At 73.4% G+C, this 20512-nt stretch carries 19 protein-coding genes; 12 read left to right on the forward strand and 7 right to left on the reverse strand.

All coding sequences use genetic code 11. The annotated features are described in order from the left end of the window. Positions 1-351: 351 nt before the first annotated feature. The 4 genes from ABZ576_RS01985 (at position 352) to ABZ576_RS02000 (ending at position 4765) form a co-directional block, all read left to right on the forward strand. Positions 352-1401, forward strand: a complete 1050-nt coding sequence (locus ABZ576_RS01985) for a CbiQ family ECF transporter T component (protein ID WP_360734745.1) — start codon at positions 352-354, stop codon at positions 1399-1401. Beyond that, the gene (locus ABZ576_RS01990; protein ID WP_360734748.1) at positions 1398-3197 is read left to right on the forward strand and encodes an ATP-binding cassette domain-containing protein; all 1800 of its coding nucleotides are present in this window, start codon (positions 1398-1400) and stop codon (positions 3195-3197) included. Before ABZ576_RS01985 ends, ABZ576_RS01990 begins: the two co-directional genes overlap by 4 nt. Beyond that, on the forward strand, positions 3194-4018 hold the full coding sequence (locus ABZ576_RS01995; protein ID WP_360734751.1) for an ECF transporter S component: 825 nt from the start codon (positions 3194-3196) through the stop codon (positions 4016-4018). Before ABZ576_RS01990 ends, ABZ576_RS01995 begins: the two co-directional genes overlap by 4 nt. Before the next feature lie 333 nt (positions 4019-4351). Then, on the forward strand, positions 4352-4765 hold the full coding sequence (locus tag ABZ576_RS02000; protein WP_360734754.1) for a lytic transglycosylase domain-containing protein: 414 nt from the start codon (positions 4352-4354) through the stop codon (positions 4763-4765). A gap of 79 nt (positions 4766-4844) precedes the next feature. On the opposite strand, the gene ABZ576_RS02005 is transcribed toward ABZ576_RS02000, so the two are convergent. Together ABZ576_RS02005 and ABZ576_RS02010 are read right to left on the reverse strand one after the other, a co-directional pair. Then, positions 4845-5099, reverse strand: coding sequence for a DUF397 domain-containing protein (locus tag ABZ576_RS02005; RefSeq protein ID WP_360734757.1), 255 nt, complete (start codon positions 5097-5099; stop codon positions 4845-4847). After that, positions 5080-5910 (reverse strand): helix-turn-helix transcriptional regulator, encoded by an 831-nt coding sequence (locus ABZ576_RS02010; protein WP_360734760.1) that lies wholly within the window; start codon positions 5908-5910, stop codon positions 5080-5082. Before ABZ576_RS02010 ends, ABZ576_RS02005 begins: the two co-directional genes overlap by 20 nt. A gap of 108 nt (positions 5911-6018) precedes the next feature. Between ABZ576_RS02010 and ABZ576_RS02015 the strand changes: the two genes are divergently transcribed. The 3 genes from ABZ576_RS02015 to ABZ576_RS02025 are packed head-to-tail and all read left to right on the forward strand — an operon-like array spanning position 6019 to position 8865. Then, positions 6019-6393 (forward strand): ATP-binding protein, encoded by a 375-nt coding sequence (locus ABZ576_RS02015; RefSeq protein ID WP_360735495.1) that lies wholly within the window; start codon positions 6019-6021, stop codon positions 6391-6393. 19 nt (positions 6394-6412) lie between these two features. Beyond that, on the forward strand, positions 6413-6856 hold the full coding sequence (locus ABZ576_RS02020) for a hypothetical protein (RefSeq protein WP_360734763.1): 444 nt from the start codon (positions 6413-6415) through the stop codon (positions 6854-6856). Further along, positions 6853-8865 (forward strand): hypothetical protein, encoded by a 2013-nt coding sequence (locus ABZ576_RS02025; protein ID WP_360734765.1) that lies wholly within the window; start codon positions 6853-6855, stop codon positions 8863-8865. Before ABZ576_RS02020 ends, ABZ576_RS02025 begins: the two co-directional genes overlap by 4 nt. A 3-nt stretch (positions 8866-8868) precedes the next feature. Here ABZ576_RS02025 and ABZ576_RS02030 read toward each other — a convergent pair whose 3' ends face one another. Further along, positions 8869-10887 (reverse strand): bifunctional glycosyltransferase 87/phosphatase PAP2 family protein, encoded by a 2019-nt coding sequence (locus tag ABZ576_RS02030; protein ID WP_360734768.1) that lies wholly within the window; start codon positions 10885-10887, stop codon positions 8869-8871. 394 nt (positions 10888-11281) lie between these two features. Between ABZ576_RS02030 and proP the strand changes: the two genes are divergently transcribed. From proP to ABZ576_RS02045, 3 genes are all read left to right on the forward strand, one after another. Next, the gene (proP, locus tag ABZ576_RS02035) at positions 11282-12655 is read left to right on the forward strand and encodes a glycine betaine/L-proline transporter ProP (protein ID WP_360734769.1); all 1374 of its coding nucleotides are present in this window, start codon (positions 11282-11284) and stop codon (positions 12653-12655) included. Between the two features lie 382 nt (positions 12656-13037). Further along, entirely contained in the window at positions 13038-14081 is a 1044-nt protein-coding gene (locus tag ABZ576_RS02040; RefSeq protein ID WP_360734771.1) for a DUF2330 domain-containing protein, read from the forward strand. 63 nt (positions 14082-14144) lie between these two features. Next, positions 14145-14816, forward strand: coding sequence for an O-methyltransferase (locus ABZ576_RS02045; RefSeq protein WP_360734773.1), 672 nt, complete (start codon positions 14145-14147; stop codon positions 14814-14816). A gap of 15 nt (positions 14817-14831) precedes the next feature. On the opposite strand, the gene ABZ576_RS02050 is transcribed toward ABZ576_RS02045, so the two are convergent. Continuing rightward, entirely contained in the window at positions 14832-15224 is a 393-nt protein-coding gene (locus ABZ576_RS02050; RefSeq protein WP_360734774.1) for a hypothetical protein, read from the reverse strand. Between the two features lie 99 nt (positions 15225-15323). Between ABZ576_RS02050 and ABZ576_RS02055 the strand changes: the two genes are divergently transcribed. Continuing rightward, a complete protein-coding gene (locus ABZ576_RS02055; protein WP_360734776.1) occupies positions 15324-15758 on the forward strand; it encodes a DUF1992 domain-containing protein in 435 nt (144 codons plus the stop codon). Here the strand turns inward: ABZ576_RS02055 and ABZ576_RS02060 are convergent. Beyond that, a complete protein-coding gene (locus ABZ576_RS02060; RefSeq protein ID WP_360734778.1) occupies positions 15747-16736 on the reverse strand; it encodes a hypothetical protein in 990 nt (329 codons plus the stop codon). The genes ABZ576_RS02055 and ABZ576_RS02060 overlap by 12 nt on opposite strands. A 5-nt stretch (positions 16737-16741) precedes the next feature. Then, positions 16742-17389, reverse strand: a complete 648-nt coding sequence (locus ABZ576_RS02065; RefSeq protein ID WP_360734780.1) for a hypothetical protein — start codon at positions 17387-17389, stop codon at positions 16742-16744. Between the two features lie 181 nt (positions 17390-17570). Here ABZ576_RS02065 and ABZ576_RS02070 point away from each other — a divergent pair, with 181 nt between their 5' ends. Continuing rightward, positions 17571-18113 carry a GNAT family N-acetyltransferase gene (locus tag ABZ576_RS02070; RefSeq protein WP_360734782.1) on the forward strand — a complete coding sequence of 181 codons (543 nt, stop codon included), beginning with the start codon at positions 17571-17573 and terminating at the stop codon, positions 18111-18113. 52 nt (positions 18114-18165) lie between these two features. On the opposite strand, the gene ABZ576_RS02075 is transcribed toward ABZ576_RS02070, so the two are convergent. Beyond that, on the reverse strand, positions 18166-20208 hold the full coding sequence (locus tag ABZ576_RS02075) for an MFS transporter (RefSeq protein WP_360734784.1): 2043 nt from the start codon (positions 20206-20208) through the stop codon (positions 18166-18168). Positions 20209-20512 lie beyond the last annotated feature (304 nt).

Raw genomic sequence — 20512 nt, forward strand, 5'->3', positions numbered from 1 at the left:
GCCGCGTGCGGGGACGAGTGCCAGTGCGGGGCCGTCGTGGCTGGTCGCGCAGTTCCCCGCGCCCCTGGGGAGTCGCACTCGCCCCAGCCGCCATCGCACCGTGACTGCGGGCAGCCTGCCGCGTGCGGGGACGAGTGCCAGTGCGGGGCCGTCGTGGCTGGTCGCGCAGTTCCCCGCGCCCCTGGGGAGTCGCACTCGCCCCAGCCGCCATCGCGCCGTGGCTGCGGGCAGCCTGCCGCGTGCGGGGACGAGTGTCAGTGCGGGGCCGTCGTGGGCCGTCGCGCAGTTCCCCGCGCCCCCGGCGCGGCGGCGTGCGGGAGTGAGTCCGTTCCCGCGCGGTACCGGGCCGGTGTGCATCCCGGGGCCTGGTGGTTGTGGGCGCTGGGGGTGGGTACGGCGGCTACCCGTACCACCAATCCGCTCCTCCTCGCCCTCCTGATCGCCGCCTCCGCCTACGTCGTGGCGACGCACCGCTCCCCCGCCCCCTGGGCCCGCTCCTACACCGCCTTCGCCAGGCTCGCCCTCGCCGTCCTCCTCCTCCGCGTCCTCTTCGCGGTGGCGCTCGGCTCCCCCATCCCCGGCACGCACACCCTCCTCACCCTCCCCGAGGTCCCGCTGCCGCACTGGGCGCAGGGCATCCGGCTGGGCGGGGCGGTCACCGCCGAGGCGGTCCTCTTCGCCGCCTACGACGGCCTGCGGCTCGCCGCCCTCCTCATCTGCGTCGGCGCGGCGAACGCGCTCGCCAGCCCCACCCGGCTGCTCAAGTCCCTGCCCGGCGCGCTGTACGAGACCGGCGTGGCCGTCGTGGTCGCGCTCACCTTCGCCCCGCACCTCGTCGCCGACGTCCAGCGGCTGCGCGCCGCCCGCCGGCTGCGCGGCCGCCCGGACCGCGGCCTGCGCGGACTGCTCCAGGTCGGACTGCCGGTCCTGGAGGGCGCGCTGGAGCGCTCGGTCGCGCTCGCCGCCGCGATGGAGGCCCGCGGCTACGGCCGTACCGCCGAGGTCCCCGCCCCCGTGCGCCGTACGACGACCGCCCTCACCCTCGGCGGCCTGCTCGGCGTGTGCGCGGGCACCTACGGGCTGCTGACGGCCGAAGGCGGCGCCTACGGAGTGCCCGTGCTGCTCGCCGGCGTCGGCGCCGCGCTCGCGGGGCTCCGGCTGGGCGGCCGGCGTTCCCCCCGCACCCGGTACCGCCCGGACCCGTGGGGCCCGCGCGCCTGGCTGGTCGCGGCTTCGGGCGCCGCGGTGGCCGCGCTGCTCACGCTCGCCTCCGCCCGTGACCCGCAGGCACTGCACCCCGGGGTCGTCCCCCTCGTCGCCCCCGTCCTGCCGCTGTGGCCCGCGGCGGCCGTCCTGCTCGCCCTCCTGCCCGCCTTCGTCGTCCCCAGGGAACAGCCGTGATCCGCTTCGAGGATGTCAGCGTGACGTATGACGGTGCGGCCGAACCCACCGTCACCGGTGTGGACTTCGAGGTGCCCGAGGGTGAACTGGTGCTGCTCGCCGGTCCGTCCGGGGTCGGCAAGTCGACCGTGCTGGGCGCGGTGAGCGGGCTGGTCCCGCACTTCACCGGCGGCACCCTGCGCGGGCGCGTCACGGTGGCCGGCCGGGACACCCGCACCCACCGGCCGCGGGAACTCGCCGACGTGGTGGGAACGGTGGGCCAGGATCCGCTCGCGCACTTCGTGACGGACACCGTGGAGGACGAGCTCGCCTACGGCATGGAGTCGCTGGGGCTCGCCCCGGAGGTGATGCGGCGCCGGGTGGAGGAGACCCTCGATCTGCTGGGCCTCGCCGGACTGCGCGACCGCCCGATCGCCACCCTCTCCGGCGGGCAGCGGCAGCGGGTCGCGATCGGTTCGGTCCTCACCCCGCACCCCGAGGTGCTGGTCCTGGACGAACCGACCTCGGCGCTGGACCCGGCCGCGGCGGAGGAGGTGCTGGCCGTGCTCCAGCGGCTGGTGCACGACCTGGGCACGACGGTCCTGCTGGCCGAACACCGTCTGGAGCGGGTGATCCAGTACGCCGACCGGGTCGTCCTCCTGCCCGCCCCCGGGAAGCCGCCGGTGGTCGGCACCCCCTCCGAGGTGATGGCCGTCTCCCCGGTGTATCCCCCGGTGGTCGCCCTCGGCCGCCTGGCCGGGTGGTCCCCGCTCCCCCTCACGGTCCGGGACGCCCGCCGCCGCGCCGGCGCACTCCGGGAACGCCTGACCGCCCACGCGGCCACGGGCACCGGTGCCGCTCCGGCCGAAGCCGCCCCCACCACTCCGGCCGCCGGCACCCGTGCGGCTCCCGCCGCGGGCACGCGGGAGCCGCTCGCGCGGATCCCCGTCCCCGCGCCCCGGGGGCTCGGGCGGGCGCCGGCCCCCGACACCTCCCCCGACACCACCCCCGGCCGGCGCCGGCTCTTCCGGCGCGGTCCCGCCCCCGCCCCCGAGCCCGGTCGGCCGCACATCGCCGAACTCCGCGCCCTCTCCGTCCGCCGGGACGGCGTCCAGGCGCTGCGCCGGGTGGACCTCACCGTCCGCCCCGGTGAGACCGTCGCGCTCATGGGCCGCAACGGCGCGGGCAAGTCCACGCTGCTGAGCTCCCTCGTCGGCCTGGTCGCACCCACCGCCGGCACGGTCCGCGTGGACGGCGCCGTACCGCACCGCACCTCCCCGCAGGAGCTCGTCCGCCGGGCCGGTCTGGTGCCGCAGGACCCCCGGGACCTCCTGTACGCGGACACGGTCGGTGCCGAGTGCGCCGCGGCCGACCGGGACGCGGGCGCCGCGCCCGGTACCTGCCGGTCGCTGGTGTCGGAGCTGCTGCCGGGCATCACGGACGACACGCACCCGCGTGACCTCTCCGAGGGCCAGTGCCTCGCGCTCGCGCTGGCCGTCGTGCTGACCGCCCGCCCGCCCCTGCTGCTCCTGGACGAGCCGACCCGCGGCCTGGACTACGCGGCCAAGGCCCGCCTGGTGGCCGTCCTGCGCGGCCTGGCGGCGGAGGGGCACGCGATCGTCATGGCCACGCACGACGTGGAGCTGGCCGCGGAGATCGCCCACCGGGTGGTGCTGCTCGCCGAGGGCGAGGTGATCGCGGACGGCCCGACGGCCGAGATCGTGGTGTCGTCCCCCTCCTTCGCGCCGCAGGTGACGAAGATCCTGGCCCCGCAGCGCTGGCTGACGGTGGCCGAGGTACGGGAGGCGCTGGCATGAGCCGTACCGCACGGGTGCGCGCCGTCCGCCTCGGCCCCCGCTCCATCGCCGCGCTGGCCCTGGTCAGCGCGGTCGGTGTGGTCGCCTTCTGCTGGCCCTTCCTCGCTCCGCCCACCTCCCGGCTGAGCGCCCACGCCCAGGACGCGCCCTGGCTGTTCGCGGGGCTGCTGGTGCTGCTGGTGGCGGTGGTGGCGGCGACGATCGCGGAGTCGGACCTCGGGCCGAAGGCGGTGGCCATGCTGGGCGTGCTGGCCGCGACCGGGGCGGCGCTGCGGCCGATCGGCGCGGGTACGGCCGGGATCGAGCCGATGTTCTTCCTGATGGTGCTCAGCGGGCGGGTGCTCGGACCGGGCTTCGGCTTCGCGCTGGGCTCGGTGACGATGTTCGCCTCCGCGCTGCTCACGGGCGGCGTCGGGCCGTGGCTGCCGTTCCAGATGCTGTCCATGGGCTGGTTCACGATGGGGGCGGGTCTGCTGCCGGGCCCGGTCGGGCTGCGCGGCCGTGCGGAACTGCTGATGCTCGCCGTCTACGGCTTCCTGGCGGCCTTCGCCTACGGCACGGTCATGAACCTGGCCGGCTGGCCCTTCCTGGGGACGGCGGCCTCGAACATCTCCTTCGACGCGCAGGCCCCGGTCACCGCGAACCTGGCCCGCTTCGTCGCGTACTGCCTGGCCACCTCGCTCGGCTGGGACCTGGGCCGGGCACTGTCCACGGTGGCGCTGACCCTGGTCATCGGGCCGGCGGTGCTGCGAGCCCTGCGCCGGGCGACCCGGCGGGCCGCCTTCGAGACCGCGGTCACATTCGGCGGTCCCCCTCGGTGAGGAGCCGCATCCCTTCGGTGAGCGAGGGGGTGAAGGACCCCACATGACGCAGGTCACCTACGATGGGAGGCCGTAGTCCCATTTGTCCGATACACCCCTCCGTGCACCCCTTCTGACCTGCGGTTTGCGACCCACGTCACACAGTCGCCATTCTCCGCCCATCCGGCCACAACTAGTAAAAGGGGTCATTGCGGACAGGCTCCGGGCCTGCTTGTCTGGACGACGTCGCCAGGCGCCACGAGCCCACCCGGGCCGCGGCGCCGACGCATGCGGCCACATCACGTGGTCCTTCCCATGCGGGCGATCCACCGTCCCCGACGCAAGAGGTTCTCCGTGTCCGTCTCCTTCATCCGCCGCATCGCTTCCCCGAAGAAGGCCCTCACCACCGCCGCCGTGGCCGCCGCCACCGCCGGCATGGCGCTCACCGCCGCTCCGGCTCACGCCGCTCCGGCCTCGGCCTCCTCCGCCCAGGCGATCGCGCACAAGATGATCCCGGACGCCGCGCAGTTCAACGCCTTCAGCAAGATCGTCGAGCACGAGAGCGGCTGGAACCCCACCGCCACCAACAGCTCCTCCGGCGCCTACGGCCTGGTCCAGGCCCTGCCGGCCTCGAAGATGGCCTCGGCCGGTTCCGACTGGAAGACCAACCCGGCCACCCAGATCAAGTGGGGCCTGGACTACATGAACTCCCGCTACGGCAGCCCCGTGAAGGCCTGGAGCTTCTGGCAGGCCAACGGCTGGTACTGAGCCACCCCTGACGGAGCGGCACCACCGCACCCGCACGCACCGCACCCCCGCCTCCACTCGGCGGGGGTGCACGCGCATGTCATTCAGCGCTTGCGGACCAGTTCACGAAGGTGGTGAACACGGCGGGGCCGACGGTGAGGATCGGGCCCGCCGGGGTCTTGGAGTCGCGGATGGCGATGGTGGCGCAGGGGGCGGAGGCGATCTCCACGCACTCGCCGCCCTGATCACTGCTGTACGAGGACTTGCGCCAGGCCAGGCCGCCGAGGGGAACGCATTCGACGCACGAGCCGCCCTCGTCACCGCTGTAGCTGGACTTACGCCAGTTGCTCTCCATAGCGGTCCTCCATCACCCGTCGAATCAGCTCCGCCGAGTCCCTAAGGGAGAGTGCGGCAGCCTGGAGATGATCGTAACGGAGTGAGCACTTCTTGACGGTGCCGCGGTCAGCAGTTGGATGCCCGCTGCCGCCATAGCCCTCCGTGTACACGATGGCCAGGTCGTGCTCGAAGTGGTAGAGGTCGAACGAGCCTTGCAGCCCGGCGTGTGCCCCGGCCGTGAACGGCAGGATCTGGATGTTGATCAGGGGGTTGCCCTCGAACCTCAGCAGGTGTTCAAGTTGCTCGCCCATGACGCGCTTGTCGCCGATTTCTTGAAGCAGCGCAGCCTCGCTGATGATCGCCCAGAAGAACGGAGGCTGCTGCTTCTGGAAGATGAGCTGGCGAGCCATCCGCGCGGCAGTACGGTCGTCGAGCCTGGTCTGGTCGAGTACACCGAGCACAGCGCGCGCGTATGCCGGGGTCTGCAGCAGGCCATGGAATAGATGCGTGTGAAAGGTGTTGATCTCGGTCGCCTTCGCCTCCAGCTCAGCCACCTGCTGAAACCAGGCCGGAAGTTGACTACGCATCACCAGCGGAACCAGCCGGGACAGCAGCCCGCCCGTCCCCAGCGCCGCGTCCACGCGCTCGCTGAACTCCACCGTCGGGAGCTTCCGGGCCGTTTCCACCTGGCCGATCAGCGACCCCGTGTAGTTGACGATCTCCCCCAGTTGCCGCTGGGTCAGCCCGGCCGCCTCCCGGCACCGGCGCAGCTCGAAGCCGTAGTAGTCGAGCGGCGAGGCGCCCGGGTCGAGGGTGTTGATGTTCACCATGACAAGTCCCCTCCCGGACCCGTTGTGTTCATCCTGTAGCAGAGCGTAGTGATACGGCGTCAGCCTCGTCCCGTGAACTTGAACATTCCCCACACTCCCCAGTACCGCATGCAGCTCACGGTCGGCGAGCACTCGGTCCGCCACATCCGGCGGATCGTCCGCTCGCTGCTGGACGAATGGGAGCTGCCGGAGCTGACCTTCGCGGTCGAGCTGGGTGTGAGCGAGCTGGTGACCAACGTCGTCCGGCACGTGCCCGACCGCCGCTGCACGGTGCTGCTGGTGCGGCAGACGGCGGGTGTGCGGGCCGAGGTGTCCGACGGCTTCACACGGCTCCCTTCCGTAACAGAGCGTGCCCCCGAGCAAGCGGAGAGTGGGCGGGGGCTTAGTCTGGTCGAGGCCGTCGTGGACAAGTGGGGAGTCGCCCGGGGGGCCGACGGCGGCAAGACGGTCTGGTTCGAATGCGGGGTGGAGACCCGCATCTGAGTGGGGGGTACACATGGACATGGACTGGCTCGATACGGCCGCGCAGCTGGCGGCACTCGGCGGTGCCGCGGTGCTCCAGGCGGCGGTGAACGACGGCTACCAGACGGGCAGGACCCGGATCGTCGGGCTCCTCGGCCGGGGGGACGCCGAACGGGAGAGCGCGGTGGAGGCGGCCCTGGAGGGGACCGCCGCCGCGGTGGGCGCCGCCGCGGACGCGGAGGAGCGGGAGCGGGTGCGCGCGGCGCACACCCGGTCGTGGACGGCGGAGTTCGCCGAGATGCTGCGGGGCCTGGAGCCCGCCGAGCGGGACGAGGTGGCCGCCGAAGTGCGGGCGCTGGCGGAGGAGTCCGGTACGGCGGGCCGGTCCGGGAGGCCGGGGGTGTTCCAGGTCTTCCGTGGTCCCGCCTACTTCCAGAACGGCGACCACAACCACCAGGTGTTCAACATCGGGACCACGGAATGACCAGCGAGTTCAACGGGCCGACGTTCTATCAGGACGGCGATCACAACCGTATGGAGGTGTACCAGAACACCTATACGGTCACCCCGACCGAACTGGACGAGGCCGCCCAGGAGCTGGCCGACGCCGTTCGCGACTACTGGGACCAGGAGGCGGCCTATCGGCGACTGCACAAGATCACGGTGCCCGTGGGCTGGCAGGTGAGCCGGCAGCGGCTGACGACGAGGGTCACCGCCGCCACCGCCGAGGGCGCCCCGCCGAGATTCACGCCCCTGCCCGGAATCGCGCCGGTGACCGCGAAGGGCCTGCGCAAGGGGGGTGACCTGACCGACCTGCACAAGGTGTACGGGGGTCTGGCCTCGGGCCGGCTGCTGATCGTCGGGCCACCGGCGGCGGGCAAGACCTCGGCCGCCGTGCTGCTGCTCCGCCAGGCGCTGCAGTACCGCGAGGGCGCGGCGACCCCGCAGCACAGGTCGCGTATCCCGGTACCGGTGCTCATGTCGCTGGACGGCTGGGCGCCGGACGGCGAGTGGGAAAACGCGGTCGACTGGGCGGCCCAGCGCCTGTCCCTTCTGTACGAAGAACCCAGGCATCTCCACCAGTTGCTGAAGGCGGGCCGTATCGCGCTGTTCCTCGACGGCTTCGACGAGGTCGGTGAGGAGGTGCGGGCCCTCGCGGTGACCGCACTGGAGTCCGCGCCGTTCCGCGTGGTCCTGATCTCCCGCACCGATGAGGCCGTGGACACGGCCCGGGTCGAACTCCCGGCCGGTGCCGTCGCCCTGGAACTGCAGCCGGTCAGGCCGGCGGACGCGGCCGAGTACCTGCTCGACTCACTGGAAAACCCCGCTCCCGCGGCCTGGCAGAAAGTCGTCCAGCGGCTCCTGGACGAGCCGGAGAGCGCTCTGGCCCAGGCCCTGGCCGACCCCTTGACGGTGAGCCTGCTGCAGGAAACCTACGGTCCCCACGGGCCGGTGGAGGAGGTCCTCGATCTGCACGACGCCGACCGGATCCGGGACCACCTGCTGGATCACGCGGTCACCGCCGCCTATACGAGGAAGCCGCGGCCGAACGGATGCCGCCCCTACTCAGCCGCGGCGGCCGAGCGGACGCTGCGGTACCTCGCGGTGCGGCTCACCGAGGACGGCACCAGGCAGCTGCGCTGGTGGCAGATCCCGACCGGGGCGCACCGCCCGTCGGGGGCGTGGATCGTCGCGGTCGCCGTCGGGTACGTCGCCGTCGTCGCCCTCACCATGGCACCTTTCATCGGCCTGCGCTGGGGCGTCACGCTCGGCCTGACGGGGTGTCTGCTGCACGCCACCGATGCCCTGGGCATCCGCGTGGCCCGTCTCAGGCGTCCGCAGGAACTGCCGAGCGCCGGCTGGCGTGACGTCTTCCCGCATCGGAGCCTCGCCCTCGGTGTCACGTACGGGATCGGGCTGGCCGCCGGTTCCATGTGGCTGGCCGGACGCCTCCTCGACACCACCGTGCCCTGGTGGGTCTATGCGGCGGCGGCGCCGGCCGGCGGCTTCGCCGGTGCGCTGCGGCGGGGCCGTGGCGTGGAACTGGTCGCGAGATCCCCGCTGTCGATGATCACCGGCCTGCCCTCGCCCCGTCGGCCGCTGCCGCCGTTGGAGACCGAGACCCGGGCGCTCGGCCCCCGGGACGTGTGGCGGCACCACTCACGGCTGCTGCTGCCGCTGGGCCTGCTGAACGGCGTCGCCGTGGCGCTGTACTCGGGGTGCCTGGGGGTGCTCCTGCACGGCAGCGCGTCCTTCGGCGTGGCCATCGGCGTGGCGATCGGCAGCGGTTACGCCGTGCTGTCCGGCGTCCTCGGCAATCTCGCCGCAGCCACCGCTGCGACCGCCGTACAGCTCTCCGTGCGCGAGGGCACGCCCGTGCGGCTGATGGCCTTCCTGCACGACGCGCACCTGCGCGGTCTGCTGCGGGCGAGCGGGCCCGCGTACGAGTTCCGGCACCGCCGCCTCCAGGAGCGGCTGGCCCGCGAGCCGTAGCGGTCAGCCGGGAGCCGTGTCCTTCACCGGCTCCCGGCTGGTCCCGGCCGCCGCCCGGGCGGCCGGCCGGGCGCGCGGTCCCTGGAACAGGTACGACAGTCCGAAGCCCGCGGCGACCACCGCCGCGCCGCCCACCGCGTCCAGCACCCAGTGGTTGCCGGTGGCGATGATGGCCGAGACGGTGCACAACGGGTGCAGCAGGCCCAGGGCCTTCAGCCACCGCCAGGGGGCGATGACGGCGACGACCACACCGCACCACAGGGACCAGCCGAAGTGCAGGGACGGCATCGCCGCGTACTGGTTGGTCAGCGCGGTCAGGGTGCCGTAGTCCGGCTGGGAGAAGTCCTGGACGCCGTGCACGGTGTCGATCACGCCGAGCGTGGGCATCAGGCGCGGCGGGGCCAGCGGGAAGAGCCAGAAGCCGGCCAGGGCGAGCAGGGTGGCGAAGCCGAGGGAGGAGCGGGCCCAGCGGTAGTCGGCCGGGCGGCGCCGGTACAGGACGCCGAGAATGGTCAGCGGGACCACGAAGTGCAAGGACTCGTAGTAGAAGTCGAAGAACTCCCGCAGCCGGTCGGTCTTCACCACCGCGTGGTTGACGGCCCGCTCGATGTCGATGTGCAGGAAACGCTCGGCGTCGAGGACCAGTTGCCCGTGGTGCTCGGCCGTCGCCCGGCCCGCCGAGTTGCTGCCGCCGGTCGCGGCCAGCCGTACCTGCTGGTAGGCCGCGTAGGTGACGCGCAGCAGGAGCAGCTCCAGGAGCAGGTTGGGGCGGGTGGACACGCGGCGGAGGAAGGGCAGGAGCGGGACGCGGCGGAAGCGGGCCGGGGCCGGCGGGGCGTACTCCGTGGCGACCGGGACCTGGTAGTACGGCGAGGTCCGGGACAGGAAGGGCACGGCCGTGGCGGCGGCCAGGGCCGTGAGCAGCACGAGGTTGTCGCGCAGCGGGTAGAGCACCGCCATGTGCGGCAGCAGCATCTCCGTCCGGAGCGTGGTCACCAGCACCACGGCGACCGGCCAGACGAGGCGGTCCGAGGCCCGTTCGCCGACCCGGCCGACCACCGCGAGCAGTACCCACAGCAGCTGGTGCTGCCAGGTGGTGGGCGAGACTGCGACGGCGGCGCAGCCGGTGACCGCCACGGCGAGGAGGAGCTGGCCGTCGTGGGCGTAGCGGACCGCGCGGCGCAGGGCGAGCGCGGCGACGGCGGCGCCGAGCAGCAGGAAGAGGGCCGTCTCCGGCGGGCCGCCGACGCCGAGGCGGAGCAGGGCGCCGTGCAGGGACTGGTTGGCGAGGGCGTCGGCCTCGCCGCCGAGGCCAGCGCCCGCCATGTGGTGCACCCAGTAGGTGTGCGAGTCCTGCGGCAGGGCCGCCCAGGCGAGCGCGGTGCAGGCGGCGAAGGTGCCGGCCGTGGTGAGCGCGCCCCGGCGGCGGCCGGTGAACCACAGCAGCGGGATGAACAGCAGCACGGTCGGCTGGAGCGCGGCGGCCAGCCCCACGCACAGGCCGCTCGCCCGTTCCCCGCGTACGGCGAAGCAGCCGAGCAGGACGAGCAGCACCGGGAGGATGCTGGTCTGGCCGAGCCACAGGGCGTTGCGGACCGGCAGCGACAGCATGAGGAGGCTGACGGCGACCGGTGCGGCCAGCAGGGAGGTGCGCCGGCCGACCGGCTGGGGCAGCGCGCGGGCGGCGACCAGGCCGAGGGCGACCACCAGCAGCAGGCTGCCGAAGATCCAGCCCCAGCCGAGGGCGGTCTCCGCGGCGCGGGTGAGCGGTTTGAGGACCAGGCCGCCGAAGGGGGTGCCGGTGAACCGGGTGGAGTCGTAGATCGACCCGTTCACGTCCAGGACGCCCTCGGGGCCGACCCAGGTCTCCAGGTCGGTGAGCCGCTCGCCGCTCGGGGTGGTCAGGACGACGGCCGTCTGCCGTACGGCGAGTATCGCGGCCACCGCCCACAGGGCGAGCCGGACGGCGCGCAGCCGCGCGCCGGCTTCCGCCGGTCGTCCGCTGTGTCCCAGGTCCGCCACGCCTCGTCGGCCTCCCGCCCGGTTCGTCCCGCGCGCTCCTGCGCGCCGGTCTCCCTCCGCGGCCTGTCCGAGGCTCGCAGACCCCCGGGAAGAAGGACTTCGGTAAACCCCGCTTCGCCTGACATCCATCCACCTTTTGTCTGAAAGGCGACAGTCGGGGTGGGGCCGGTTGCCCGGTGGCGGCGCGACAAGGATCACACCGAGCAGCAGGAATGGCGCTGCGTGAGCGGGCAGACGTACCTGCGTATCCGCGTTTTTGCTGCACTCTGCACCTAAGTGCATACGACCCGTAAGGTACAGAACTCCCCCTATGGTCGTTTTTCGGCCCCGTCGTACGTCACCGCCGCCGTCCGGGTCCGCTCCTGTCCCCGTCGAAAGGTAGGCGAGCCCCGTTTTGGCGACCGTCACAGCCGTTGTCCCGCACCAGAAGACCCGGCGGGCCGCCACGGCCCACGACGTCACCGTCACCGATCCCGCGCTGGTCAAGCGCGCCGTGAAGGCGGCGGCGCTCGGCAACGCGATGGAGTGGTTCGACTTCGGTGTCTACAGCTACATCGCGGTGACCCTGGGCAAGGTCTTCTTCCCGTCCGGCAATCCGACCGCCCAGCTGCTGTCGACCTTCGGCGCCTTCGCGGCGGCCTTCCTGGTCCGCCCGCTCGGCGGCATGGTCTTCGGCCCGCTCGGCGACCGCGTGGGCCGGCAGAAGGTACTCGCCCTCACCATGATCATGATGGCGGCGGGCACGTTCGCCATCGGCCTGATCCCGTCGTACGCGACGATCGGCGTCGGCGCGCCGCTCCTGCTGCTGGCCGCCCGGCTGGTGCAGGGCTTCTCCACCGGCGGCGAGTACGCGGGCGCGTCCACGTTCATCGCCGAGTACGCGCCGGACAAGAGGCGCGGCTTCTTCGGCAGCTGGCTGGAGTTCGGCACGCTGGCCGGTTACATCGGCGGCGCGGGTCTGGTCACGGTCATGACGGCCCTCCTCTCCGCGGACGACCTCACGTCCTGGGGCTGGCGGATCCCCTTCCTGATCGCCGGTCCGATGGGCATCATCGGCCTGTACCTGCGGATGAAGCTGGAGGAGACCCCGGCGTTCGCCGCCGAGGTCGAGAAGGCGGAGGCCGCGCGGCCGAAGGTGCCGCTGCGCGAGATGGTCGCGGGCCAGTGGAAGTCCCTGCTGCTGTGCATGGGCCTGGTGCTGGTCTTCAACGTCACCGACTACATGCTGCTGTCGTACATGCCGAGCTACCTCACCAGCGAGCTGAAGTACGACGAGACGCACGGTCTGCTGGTCGTGCTCGGTGTGATGGTCCTGATGATGATCGTCCAGCCGTTCGCGGGCGCGCTGACCGACCGGATCGGCCGGCGTCCGGTGATCGCCGCGGGCTGCGCGGGCTTCCTGTTCCTGTCCGTCCCCGCGCTGCTGCTGATCCGCGAGGGCAGTCTGCTCGCGGTGGGGCTGGGCATGGGCGCGCTGGGTCTGCTGCTGGTCTGCTTCACGGCGGCCATGCCGGCCGCGCTGCCCGCGCTCTTCCCGACCCGGGTCCGCTACGGCTCCCTGTCCATCGGCTTCAACGTGTCCGTGTCCCTCTTCGGCGGTACGACTCCGCTGGTGGTGACGGCGCTGATCGGGGCGACGGGGAACATGATGATGCCCGCCTACTACATGATGGCCGCGGCTGTAGTGGGCGGTGTCGCGGTCTGGCGGATGTCGGAGTGCGCGGGACGACCGCTCCCCGGCTCGGCGCCGTCGGTCGAGGGCCGCTGAGCCTCGCGGGGGGGGGCTGGGTGCCGGGTTCGGTGAGGCATGAGCCGGTGAGCGGCGTGAGGCTTCCGGCCGGCTGCGGGGTGCGAGTGTCCTGTGGCCGGTCGCGCAGTTCCCCGCGCCCCTGGGGTGTCGCGGTGGCCGGCGCCCGCAGCGCGCCGTCGGTCGCGGCGATCCGCACCCGAGCCTTCCCTCCGCACCCGAACCTTCTCTCCGCACCCACACCCACCACCCGCGCCCGCGCACTGGATCTGCACCGCGGGGACGCCCCACCCCCACTGCCGCCAGGAACCGATCTCACACAGGTGCCGTCTCCTGACCTGTGACTCGTGTCCGGATACTCAGCGTCGTACTCGCACTGCTCGGCATACAAGCCGGCTGGCTGATGGCGCCGGCCTATGCATGCGGCTGCGGGGCCATGGTTCCCGATCCGGCCACCAGGATCGCCGTGTCCGGTGAGCAGTCGGTGGTCCGCTGGGACGGCCGGCAGGAGCAGATCGTGATGCGGCTGACCGTCGGCGGCAGTGCCCGGCACGCCGCCTGGATCATGCCGGTACCGCACCGGGCCACCGTCCGCCTCGGCGACCCGGCCCTCTTCGACCAGCTGGCCGAGGCCGTCGCCCCGGTCCACCGCACCCGGTACCACTTCTGGCCGCGCAACGGCGACTGGCCCTTCGACGACCGGGACACGGCCGGCGAGAGCGCGCTGCCGGGTGCCGGCACCGGGGGCGTCGGCGTCGTCGGCCGCCAGCGGCTCGGCTCCTTCGACGTCGCCCGGCTGACCGCCACCGACCCGGCCGCCCTGGCCGACTGGCTGCGCGAGCACGGCTTCCCCCTGCCCGCCCGGCTGAAGACCGCCCTCCAGCCCTACGTCGACCGGCACTGGGAGTACGTCGCCGTCCGCCTCGCCCCCGACACGCGCGGCACCCCGCTCGGCGGCGCCCTCGACCCGCTGCACCTCACCTTCGCCGCCGACCGCCCGGTCTACCCGATGCGCCTGTCCCGGCTGGCCGGCACCCCGCAGTCGCTCGGTCTGTACGTCCTCGCCGCGCACCGCATGGAGACCCGTACGACGATCGGCGGCCACCGGCCCGAGGTGCTCTTCGCGGGACGGGTGGGCGTGCGGCGGGGCGCCCTGGGGAAGCTGGCCGCCGACACCCCTTATCTGACCGCGCTCACCCAGGACTTCCCGGATCCCTCCCGCATCTCCGGCGACCACGAACTGCGCCGGGCCGCCGCCGACACACCGGTGCAGCAGGTGATCTACGACGACGAGCTGCGCCGGGTCGCGGGCATCCCGGCCTGGGCGCTGACGGTCGGCGGCACCCCGGCCGCCGTCGTCGCGGCCGCCGCGCTGATCGCCCTGCGGCGCTCGCGACGGCCGGTGACTCCGCCGCCGCCGGTCTCCCCGCCCGCGCCGCTCGGCTGAGATCATCGGAGCGGGCCGGGCGGAACAGCCTCCGCATGACACTCGGGAAAGGCAGCAGGCGCTATGAGCGGGTCGCAGCTCTGGGACGACGTAGACGACTACTTCATCAGCCACCTCTCACCGGACGACGAGGCACTGCGGGCCGCCCTGCGGGACAGCGAGACCGCCGGTCTGCCCCCGATCGCGGTCACGGCCGCGCAGGGCAAGTTCCTCCAGCTGCTCGCCCAGGTGCAGGGCGCCCGGCACATCCTGGAGATCGGCACGCTCGGCGGGTACAGCACGATCTGGCTGGCCCGTGCGCTGCCCGAGGACGGCAGGCTGATCTCGCTGGAGTACAGCGCCAAGCACGCCGACGTCGCCACCCGGAACATCGCCCGCGCGGGCCTGGAGCGGATCGCCGAGGTGCGGGTCGGCCCGGCCCTGGAGTCGCTGCCCAAGCTCGCCGACGAGAACCCGGCCCCCTTCGACCTGGTCTTCATCGACGCCGACAAGGCCAACAACGAGCACTACGTGGAGTGGGCGCTGCGGCTCACCCGGGCCGGCAGCCTGATCGTCGTGGACAACGTGGTGCGCGGCGGCCGGGTGATCGACGCGGGCAGCGCCGAGCCCGACGTGGTCGGCACCCGGGCCGCGATCGAGCTGATCGCCGGCCACCCGCGGCTGAGCGGTACGGTGCTCCAGACGGTCGGCGGCAAGGGCTACGACGGCTTCGCCCTGGCCCGGGTGCTCGGCTGAGCGGAACCCCGTGGTTCACAGCTCGTGGTAGAAGCCGACGTTGACGCTGCGCGGCGCGGTGCGGTCCTGGACGACGATCTCGCCGGACCCGCCGTGCGGCAGCGGCACGGTCGCGCCGTAACCGACGGGCTGCGTGTACTGGCCGGCACTGAGCCGGACCTCGGACGCCGGGTCCGGCTGGGAGCCGCGCAGCCAGGTCAGCTGCCAGCCGCCGTCCGGGCCGCACACGAACTCCAGGTGTACGCGGGAGATGAACAGCCAGTCCTCCGGGGTGGCCAGCCGGCACAGTGCCGCGTCGCGGCCGACCCGCAGCACGGCGCCGGGCTCGCTGGGCGCCTCGGCCATCGTCATCCCGGCCGTGGCGCCCTCGTCCGCCCCGGAGACGGCGGCCATGGTGAGTTCGAGCACGTGCGCTCCCCCTGAAACGTCCCTGTGCGGTGGGCGGATCGCCGTACCGCCGCCGAATGATAAAACGCCCGGCAGGGCCGCGTCCGGCACAATGGGTCCATGACCGAGCGAAAGCCACCGGGCGTGCCGTTCGAGTCCTGGGTGGACAAGCAGATCCGTGACGCGCAGGGGCGCGGGGAGTTCGACCGGCTGCCGGGTGCGGGGCGGCCGCTGCCCGCGGAGGTCGACTCCACCTACGACGAACTGTGGTGGGTCAAGCGGAAGATGGTGCGTGAGGGACTGGCCGTGCTGCCGCCCGCGCTCGCGCTGCGCAGGGAGGCGGAGGACGCGCTGGCGGCGGCGTACGCGGCGCCCTCGGAGCGGATCGTCCGGAAGATCATCGAAGAGGTCAACGTCCGGATCAGGGACATGATGTTCAGGCCGCCGCCCGGTCCGCCGCTGGGGAAGAAGCCGTACGACGTGGAACAGGTCGTACGCGAGTGGCGGCAGCGCAGGGCTGCCGCCACCGGGAACGTGCCGGGGTCAGCCGTGTAGCAGGCGTCCGGCCAGGTCGCGGTAGTCGCGCAGGGCGAGCCGCAGTTGCTCGGTGTCGGTGGTGGCGCCGGGGCCGCTTTCCTCGCCGCCCTCCCAGGACATCCGCAGGGTGCGGCGGCGCCGGGTCACGGCCTCGCCGAACCGCGCGGCGATCTCCTCCAGCGCCCGGTCGGCCTGCTCGACGGCCTGCCGGGGTTCGTCCACGAAGTCGGCGGTCACCCGGCGTATCCGCTCCTCCCACCGCTCGGTCTCCTCCTGGGCCAGCAGGGGCGCACCGGCGCCGGAGGGGGCGGGGGCGGTCCGTCCGCCGGGCGGCGCCGGCCAGCTGTCGGGTCCCGGGGACTCGGTGCCGCCTTTCTCGCGTCCGGTGACCTCGCCGGGTGACGGCGCGCCCAGTCCGTTGTCGGGCATCCGGTCCTCCTCCGAGATCGCCGACCGCTCCGTCCGGTGACTGCCGACGAACCCCTCGTCGATACCGGCCCCCATCTCCTCCGTCCCCGGCCGCAGTCCTTCCGTGCCGTGCCGCTCCGCGGCCCCCTCGGGCGTGCCGGCGGGCCCCGGCGGTCGCTGCGGCGTGTCCTGCGGGCTGCGGTCGTCGCCGGTCAGCCCTTCCCGTCCGGGCCCGGCCGATCCCCGCAGCCGCCCGGCACCGGCCCCGGAGTCCGCCGGCCGGCTCGCGTCCGCACCGGCCCCGGTCTCCGGGGCGAAGCGGCCCGTGCCGCCGCCCGCTCCGGGCTCCCGGGCGGGCCGGCCCGGACCGGGCGGCGGTTCCCCGGGCAGCCGTTCCTCCGGGCGCGGTGCGCGTGGCGTGCGGTGGCCCGGGGCGGCGTCGCCCGGGGACCACTCGTCCGTCGCCGCGCGTTCGCCCTCGTACGCCGGCCCTCGCCGGCCGGCCGTCGTCGCCTCGTCCCCCGGCCGACGGGTGAAGCGCCCCTCGGGGTGTTCGTCGGTGCCGGAGTCGTACGTCCTGTCCGACATGGCGCTCAGCTCTCCTTCGGTCGGCTCCGGTGGAGGGACCACGGTGCGTGCGAGCGGGTTCCGGCGGAAGCCGCCGGGCGGCCCGGGCCGGAGGGGGCCCGGTGCCGGCCGGGCTCCGCGCTGGTCAGGTCGTCGAAGAGGGCGCGCGCGCCGAGCAGTGCCGCGCGCAGTTCCTCGGTGTCGCCGCCGGCGCCCGCGCCGGCCGCCCGGTGCACCCGCCGGTAGCCGTCGACGTGGTCGGCGTGGTGCACGGACAGCGCGGCCAGCTGTTCCTCGTAGCGTCCGCCGTCGGGGTAGCCGCGCTCGGCGGCGAGCTCCGCGAGCAGCCGGTCGGCCTCGGTCACGGCCTCGCGCGGAGCGTCGACGAAGTGTTCCTGTACGGCCGTCCAGCGCTCCGCGTACCGCTGCCGCGCGGTCCCGTCCAGCGGCCGTTCCCGCAGGTCGCCGTGGCGTTCCACGCGCTCGGCCAGCTCCCGCTCGGCGGCCTTGGTGTCCCCGTCGTGCAGGGCCACGGCCCGCTCGTACTCGGGCCCGAAGCGCCGCTTCAGGCTCGGCCCGCCGCGTCCTTTGCGGCTCCGCAGGAGCAGGGCGGCCGCACCGACGACCACGATCGCCGCGATCACGATCAGCAGAATGATCAGCCCTGTGGACATGATTGCCTTCCGATCGGACCGGCCCCACTGGCCGGTTCTCCCTTCGGGTGACCCGGAACCGGGCGCACAAACGGCCGCGCCGGAGCCGCCGGCGCGGCCGCCCGGCGGGCACCCCGCACGCATCGCGGCACCCCGCAACTCGGTTGCGGCGGGTGCGGGGCGCCTCCCGACAATGGCCCGCATGACATGGACGATCACTCCGGAGCCGTACGACTCCCCGGCCGCCGAAGCGCTGTGGCGGGCCTACTACACGGAGGTCAGCGACCGCTGGTACCTGCTGCACGAGGGGCGCCGCACCGACCCGGCGGAACTGGAGCGGGAGATCGCGGCGCACACCGGGGCCGACCTCGCCCCGCCGACCGGGCGGTTGCTCGTCGCCCGGTACAACGGCACCCCGGCCGGTTCGGCGGGCGTACGGCTGCTGGACGCGGACACCGCCGAACTGACCCGGGTCTTCGTGCTGCCGGGGCTGCGCGGTCTGAAGGGGGCCGTCCACCTGGTGTCCGCCGCCGAACTGGCCGCCCGTCTGCTGGGCGCCCGCCGGATCGTCCTCGACACCCGCAGCGACCTGGTCGAGGCCCGCGCGCTGTACGCCCGCCTCGGTTACACCGAGACCGGCCCGCACAACGACGACGTCCACGCCGAACACTGGTTCCGCAAGGAGCTGGGACGGGCCGAGCCCGCCGGCCCGCCCGGCCGGGACTGCCCCGTCGGCCACTCCTGACCCGTCGGCCGCCCCGACCCGTCGGCCACAACCTTCAACCGCCCCCGGCGCGTCAGCCGGCCCTGGCGACCGTGCCGCTCTCGTGCGGGCGTTCCCGTTCGGCGCCGCACAGTTCACCGGTGAGTTCCCGGACCAGCCGGCTCAGGTCGGCCGGGCGGTCGGGCCGCCACCAGTCGCCGAGCAGGTCGCCCAGGGACTCCTCGCGGGCCGTGGCGAGCCGCTCGGCGACCTCGCGGCCGGTGTCGGTCAGGACCAGGTCCAGGCCGTGGCGCTCGGCGAGCCGGCGTTCCTCGACCTGGCGGGCCGCGGCCATCACCGCCTGGAGCGGGACGGGACTGCGCTCGGCCAGCACCGCCGGTTCGACGGAGCCGTAGCGGCGGATGCGCAGGAGCAGCCAGCTCGCGGCGGGCAGCAGGTCGTAGCCGGCCCGTTCGGTGATCTTCCGGTAGATCTCCCGGCGGCCCTCACGGGTGCCGAGCACGGACAGGGCCCGGCACACCTCGTCGTAGGAGGAGCGCTCGACGGGGTTGGGCGGGATGGTCTCGGAGACGTCCGGCGCGGTGACCGAGCCGCGCAGCCGGTCCTCCTTGAGGAACCAGGCCAGCAGGAAGCCGAGCAGGGCCACGGGCGCGGCGTAGAGGAAGACGTCGGTGATGGAGCTCGCGTAGGCGTGCAGGGCCGCCGGCCGCAGCGCGGGCGGCAGTACGGCGATGCCCCGCGGGTCGGCCTGCAGCGTGTCGGCGCTCACGCCGGGCGGCAGGCGTACGCCCCGGAAGGCGGCGGTGAGCTGGTCGCCGAGGCGGCTCGCGAAGACCGTGCCGAAGATGGCCACGCCGAACGCGGCGCCGATGGAGCGGAAGAAGGTGGCGCCGGAGGTGGCGACGCCGAGGTCCTCGTAGGAGACGGCGTTCTGCACGATGAGGACGAGGACCTGCATGACCAGGCCGAGGCCCAGGCCGAAGACGAAGAAGTAGACGCTCGTCTCGGCGGTCGTGCTGGTCTCGTCCAGCCGGTGCAGCAGGAGCAGCCCGAAGGCGGTGACGGCGGTGCCCGCGATCGGGAACACCTTCCAGCGGCCGGTGCGGCTGACGATCTGCCCGGAGACCGTGGAGGCCAGCAGCAGCCCGAACACCATCGGCAGCATGTGCACGCCGGACAGGGTCGGGGAGACGCCGTGCACGACCTGGAGGAAGGTCGGCAGGTAGGTCATCGCCCCGAACATGGCGAAGCCGACGATGAAGCTGATCACGGCGGCCAGGGTGAAGGTGCGGATGGAGAACAGCTTCAGCGGCAGCACCGGTTCGGCGGCGCGGCGCTCCACGGCGACGAAGGCGAGGGCGAGCAGGACGCCCAGCACGGCGAGGCCGATGATCCGGGCCGAGTCCCAGGCCCAGGTGGTGCCGCCGAGCGAGGCGACCAGCACCAGGCAGGTGGCGACGGCGGCGATCAGGAACGTCCCCGCATAGTCGATGGCGTGCCGGGCGGTGCGGCGCGGGATGTGCAGGGCGGTGGCGATCACGGCGAGCGCGACCACGCCGACGGGCAGGTTGACGTAGAACACCCAGCGCCAGCTCAGATGCTCGGTGAACAGGCCGCCGAGCAGCGGGCCGAGCACGCTGGTGGCGCCGAACACGGCCCCGAACAGCCCCTGGTAGCGGCCGCGTTCGCGAGGCGGCACGATGTCCCCGACGATCGCCATGGACAGCACCATCAGCCCGCCGCCGCCCAGGCCCTGCACCGCCCGGAAGGCGATCAGCTGGGGCATGTCCCGCGCCATGCCGCACAGCGCCGAGCCGATCAGGAAGATCACGATGGCGGTCTGGAACAGCCGCTTGCGCCCGTACTGGTCGCCGAGCTTGCCCCACAGCGGGGTGGCGGCGGTCGAGGCCAGCAGATAGGCGGTGACGACCCAGGACAGGTGCTCCAGGCCGCCGAGGTCGCTCACGATCGTCGGCAGCGCGGTCGACACGATGGTCTGGTCGAGCGCGGCCAGCAGCAGCCCGAGCAGCAGGGCGCCGATCGGTACCAGCACGCTGCCGGGAACGTGTTCCCCGCCGCCCACGCCCTTCGCCGTGCCGTGCGTGTCCAAGGCCATCGGGACCTCCAGGGACTCGGGTGGACCTCTTCCATCGTGGTCGTACTCACCACTTATGGCCTGTCGAGTCGTGCGCGGGCGGCGGAGATCCCCTTAATCTCGGAAGTTCCGAGGGGAGGGGGCGGACGTGACGGTTCCCGAGGGGAGGGCGGACGTGACGGTTCCCAGGGGGAGGGGGCGGACGTGACGGTTCCCAAGGGGAGGGCGGACGTGACGGTTCCCAAGGGGAGGGCGGACGTGACGGTTCCCGAGGGGAGAGGGCGGACGTGACGGGGAGACGGGGGACCACGTGCCCGGAGTGCGG

It is taken from the genome of Streptomyces sp. NPDC013455 (genome assembly GCF_040632975.1).
Classification (GTDB): domain Bacteria; phylum Actinomycetota; class Actinomycetes; order Streptomycetales; family Streptomycetaceae; genus Streptomyces.

Bases quoted from the DNA above. Each gene is read 5' to 3' on its own strand.
- ABZ576_RS02065 (WP_360734780.1), bottom strand. From the start codon at position 17,389: ATGTCCACAGGGCTGATCATTCTGCTGATCGTGATCGCGGCGATCGTG.
- ABZ576_RS02005 (WP_360734757.1), bottom strand. From the start codon at position 5,099: ATGGAGAGCAACTGGCGTAAGTCCAGCTACAGCGGTGACGAGGGCGGC.
- ABZ576_RS02075 (WP_360734784.1), bottom strand. From the start codon at position 20,208: ATGGCCTTGGACACGCACGGCACGGCGAAGGGCGTGGGCGGCGGGGAA.
- ABZ576_RS02020 (WP_360734763.1), top strand. From the start codon at position 6,413: ATGGACTGGCTCGATACGGCCGCGCAGCTGGCGGCACTCGGCGGTGCC.
- ABZ576_RS02060 (WP_360734778.1), bottom strand. From the start codon at position 16,736: ATGTCGGACAGGACGTACGACTCCGGCACCGACGAACACCCCGAGGGG.
- ABZ576_RS02015 (WP_360735495.1), top strand. From the start codon at position 6,019: ATGCAGCTCACGGTCGGCGAGCACTCGGTCCGCCACATCCGGCGGATC.
- ABZ576_RS02045 (WP_360734773.1), top strand. From the start codon at position 14,145: ATGAGCGGGTCGCAGCTCTGGGACGACGTAGACGACTACTTCATCAGC.
- ABZ576_RS02040 (WP_360734771.1), top strand. From the start codon at position 13,038: ATGGCGCCGGCCTATGCATGCGGCTGCGGGGCCATGGTTCCCGATCCG.
- ABZ576_RS02055 (WP_360734776.1), top strand. From the start codon at position 15,324: ATGACCGAGCGAAAGCCACCGGGCGTGCCGTTCGAGTCCTGGGTGGAC.
- ABZ576_RS01995 (WP_360734751.1), top strand. From the start codon at position 3,194: ATGAGCCGTACCGCACGGGTGCGCGCCGTCCGCCTCGGCCCCCGCTCC.
- ABZ576_RS02070 (WP_360734782.1), top strand. From the start codon at position 17,571: ATGACATGGACGATCACTCCGGAGCCGTACGACTCCCCGGCCGCCGAA.
- ABZ576_RS02010 (WP_360734760.1), bottom strand. From the start codon at position 5,910: ATGGTGAACATCAACACCCTCGACCCGGGCGCCTCGCCGCTCGACTAC.
- ABZ576_RS02025 (WP_360734765.1), top strand. From the start codon at position 6,853: ATGACCAGCGAGTTCAACGGGCCGACGTTCTATCAGGACGGCGATCAC.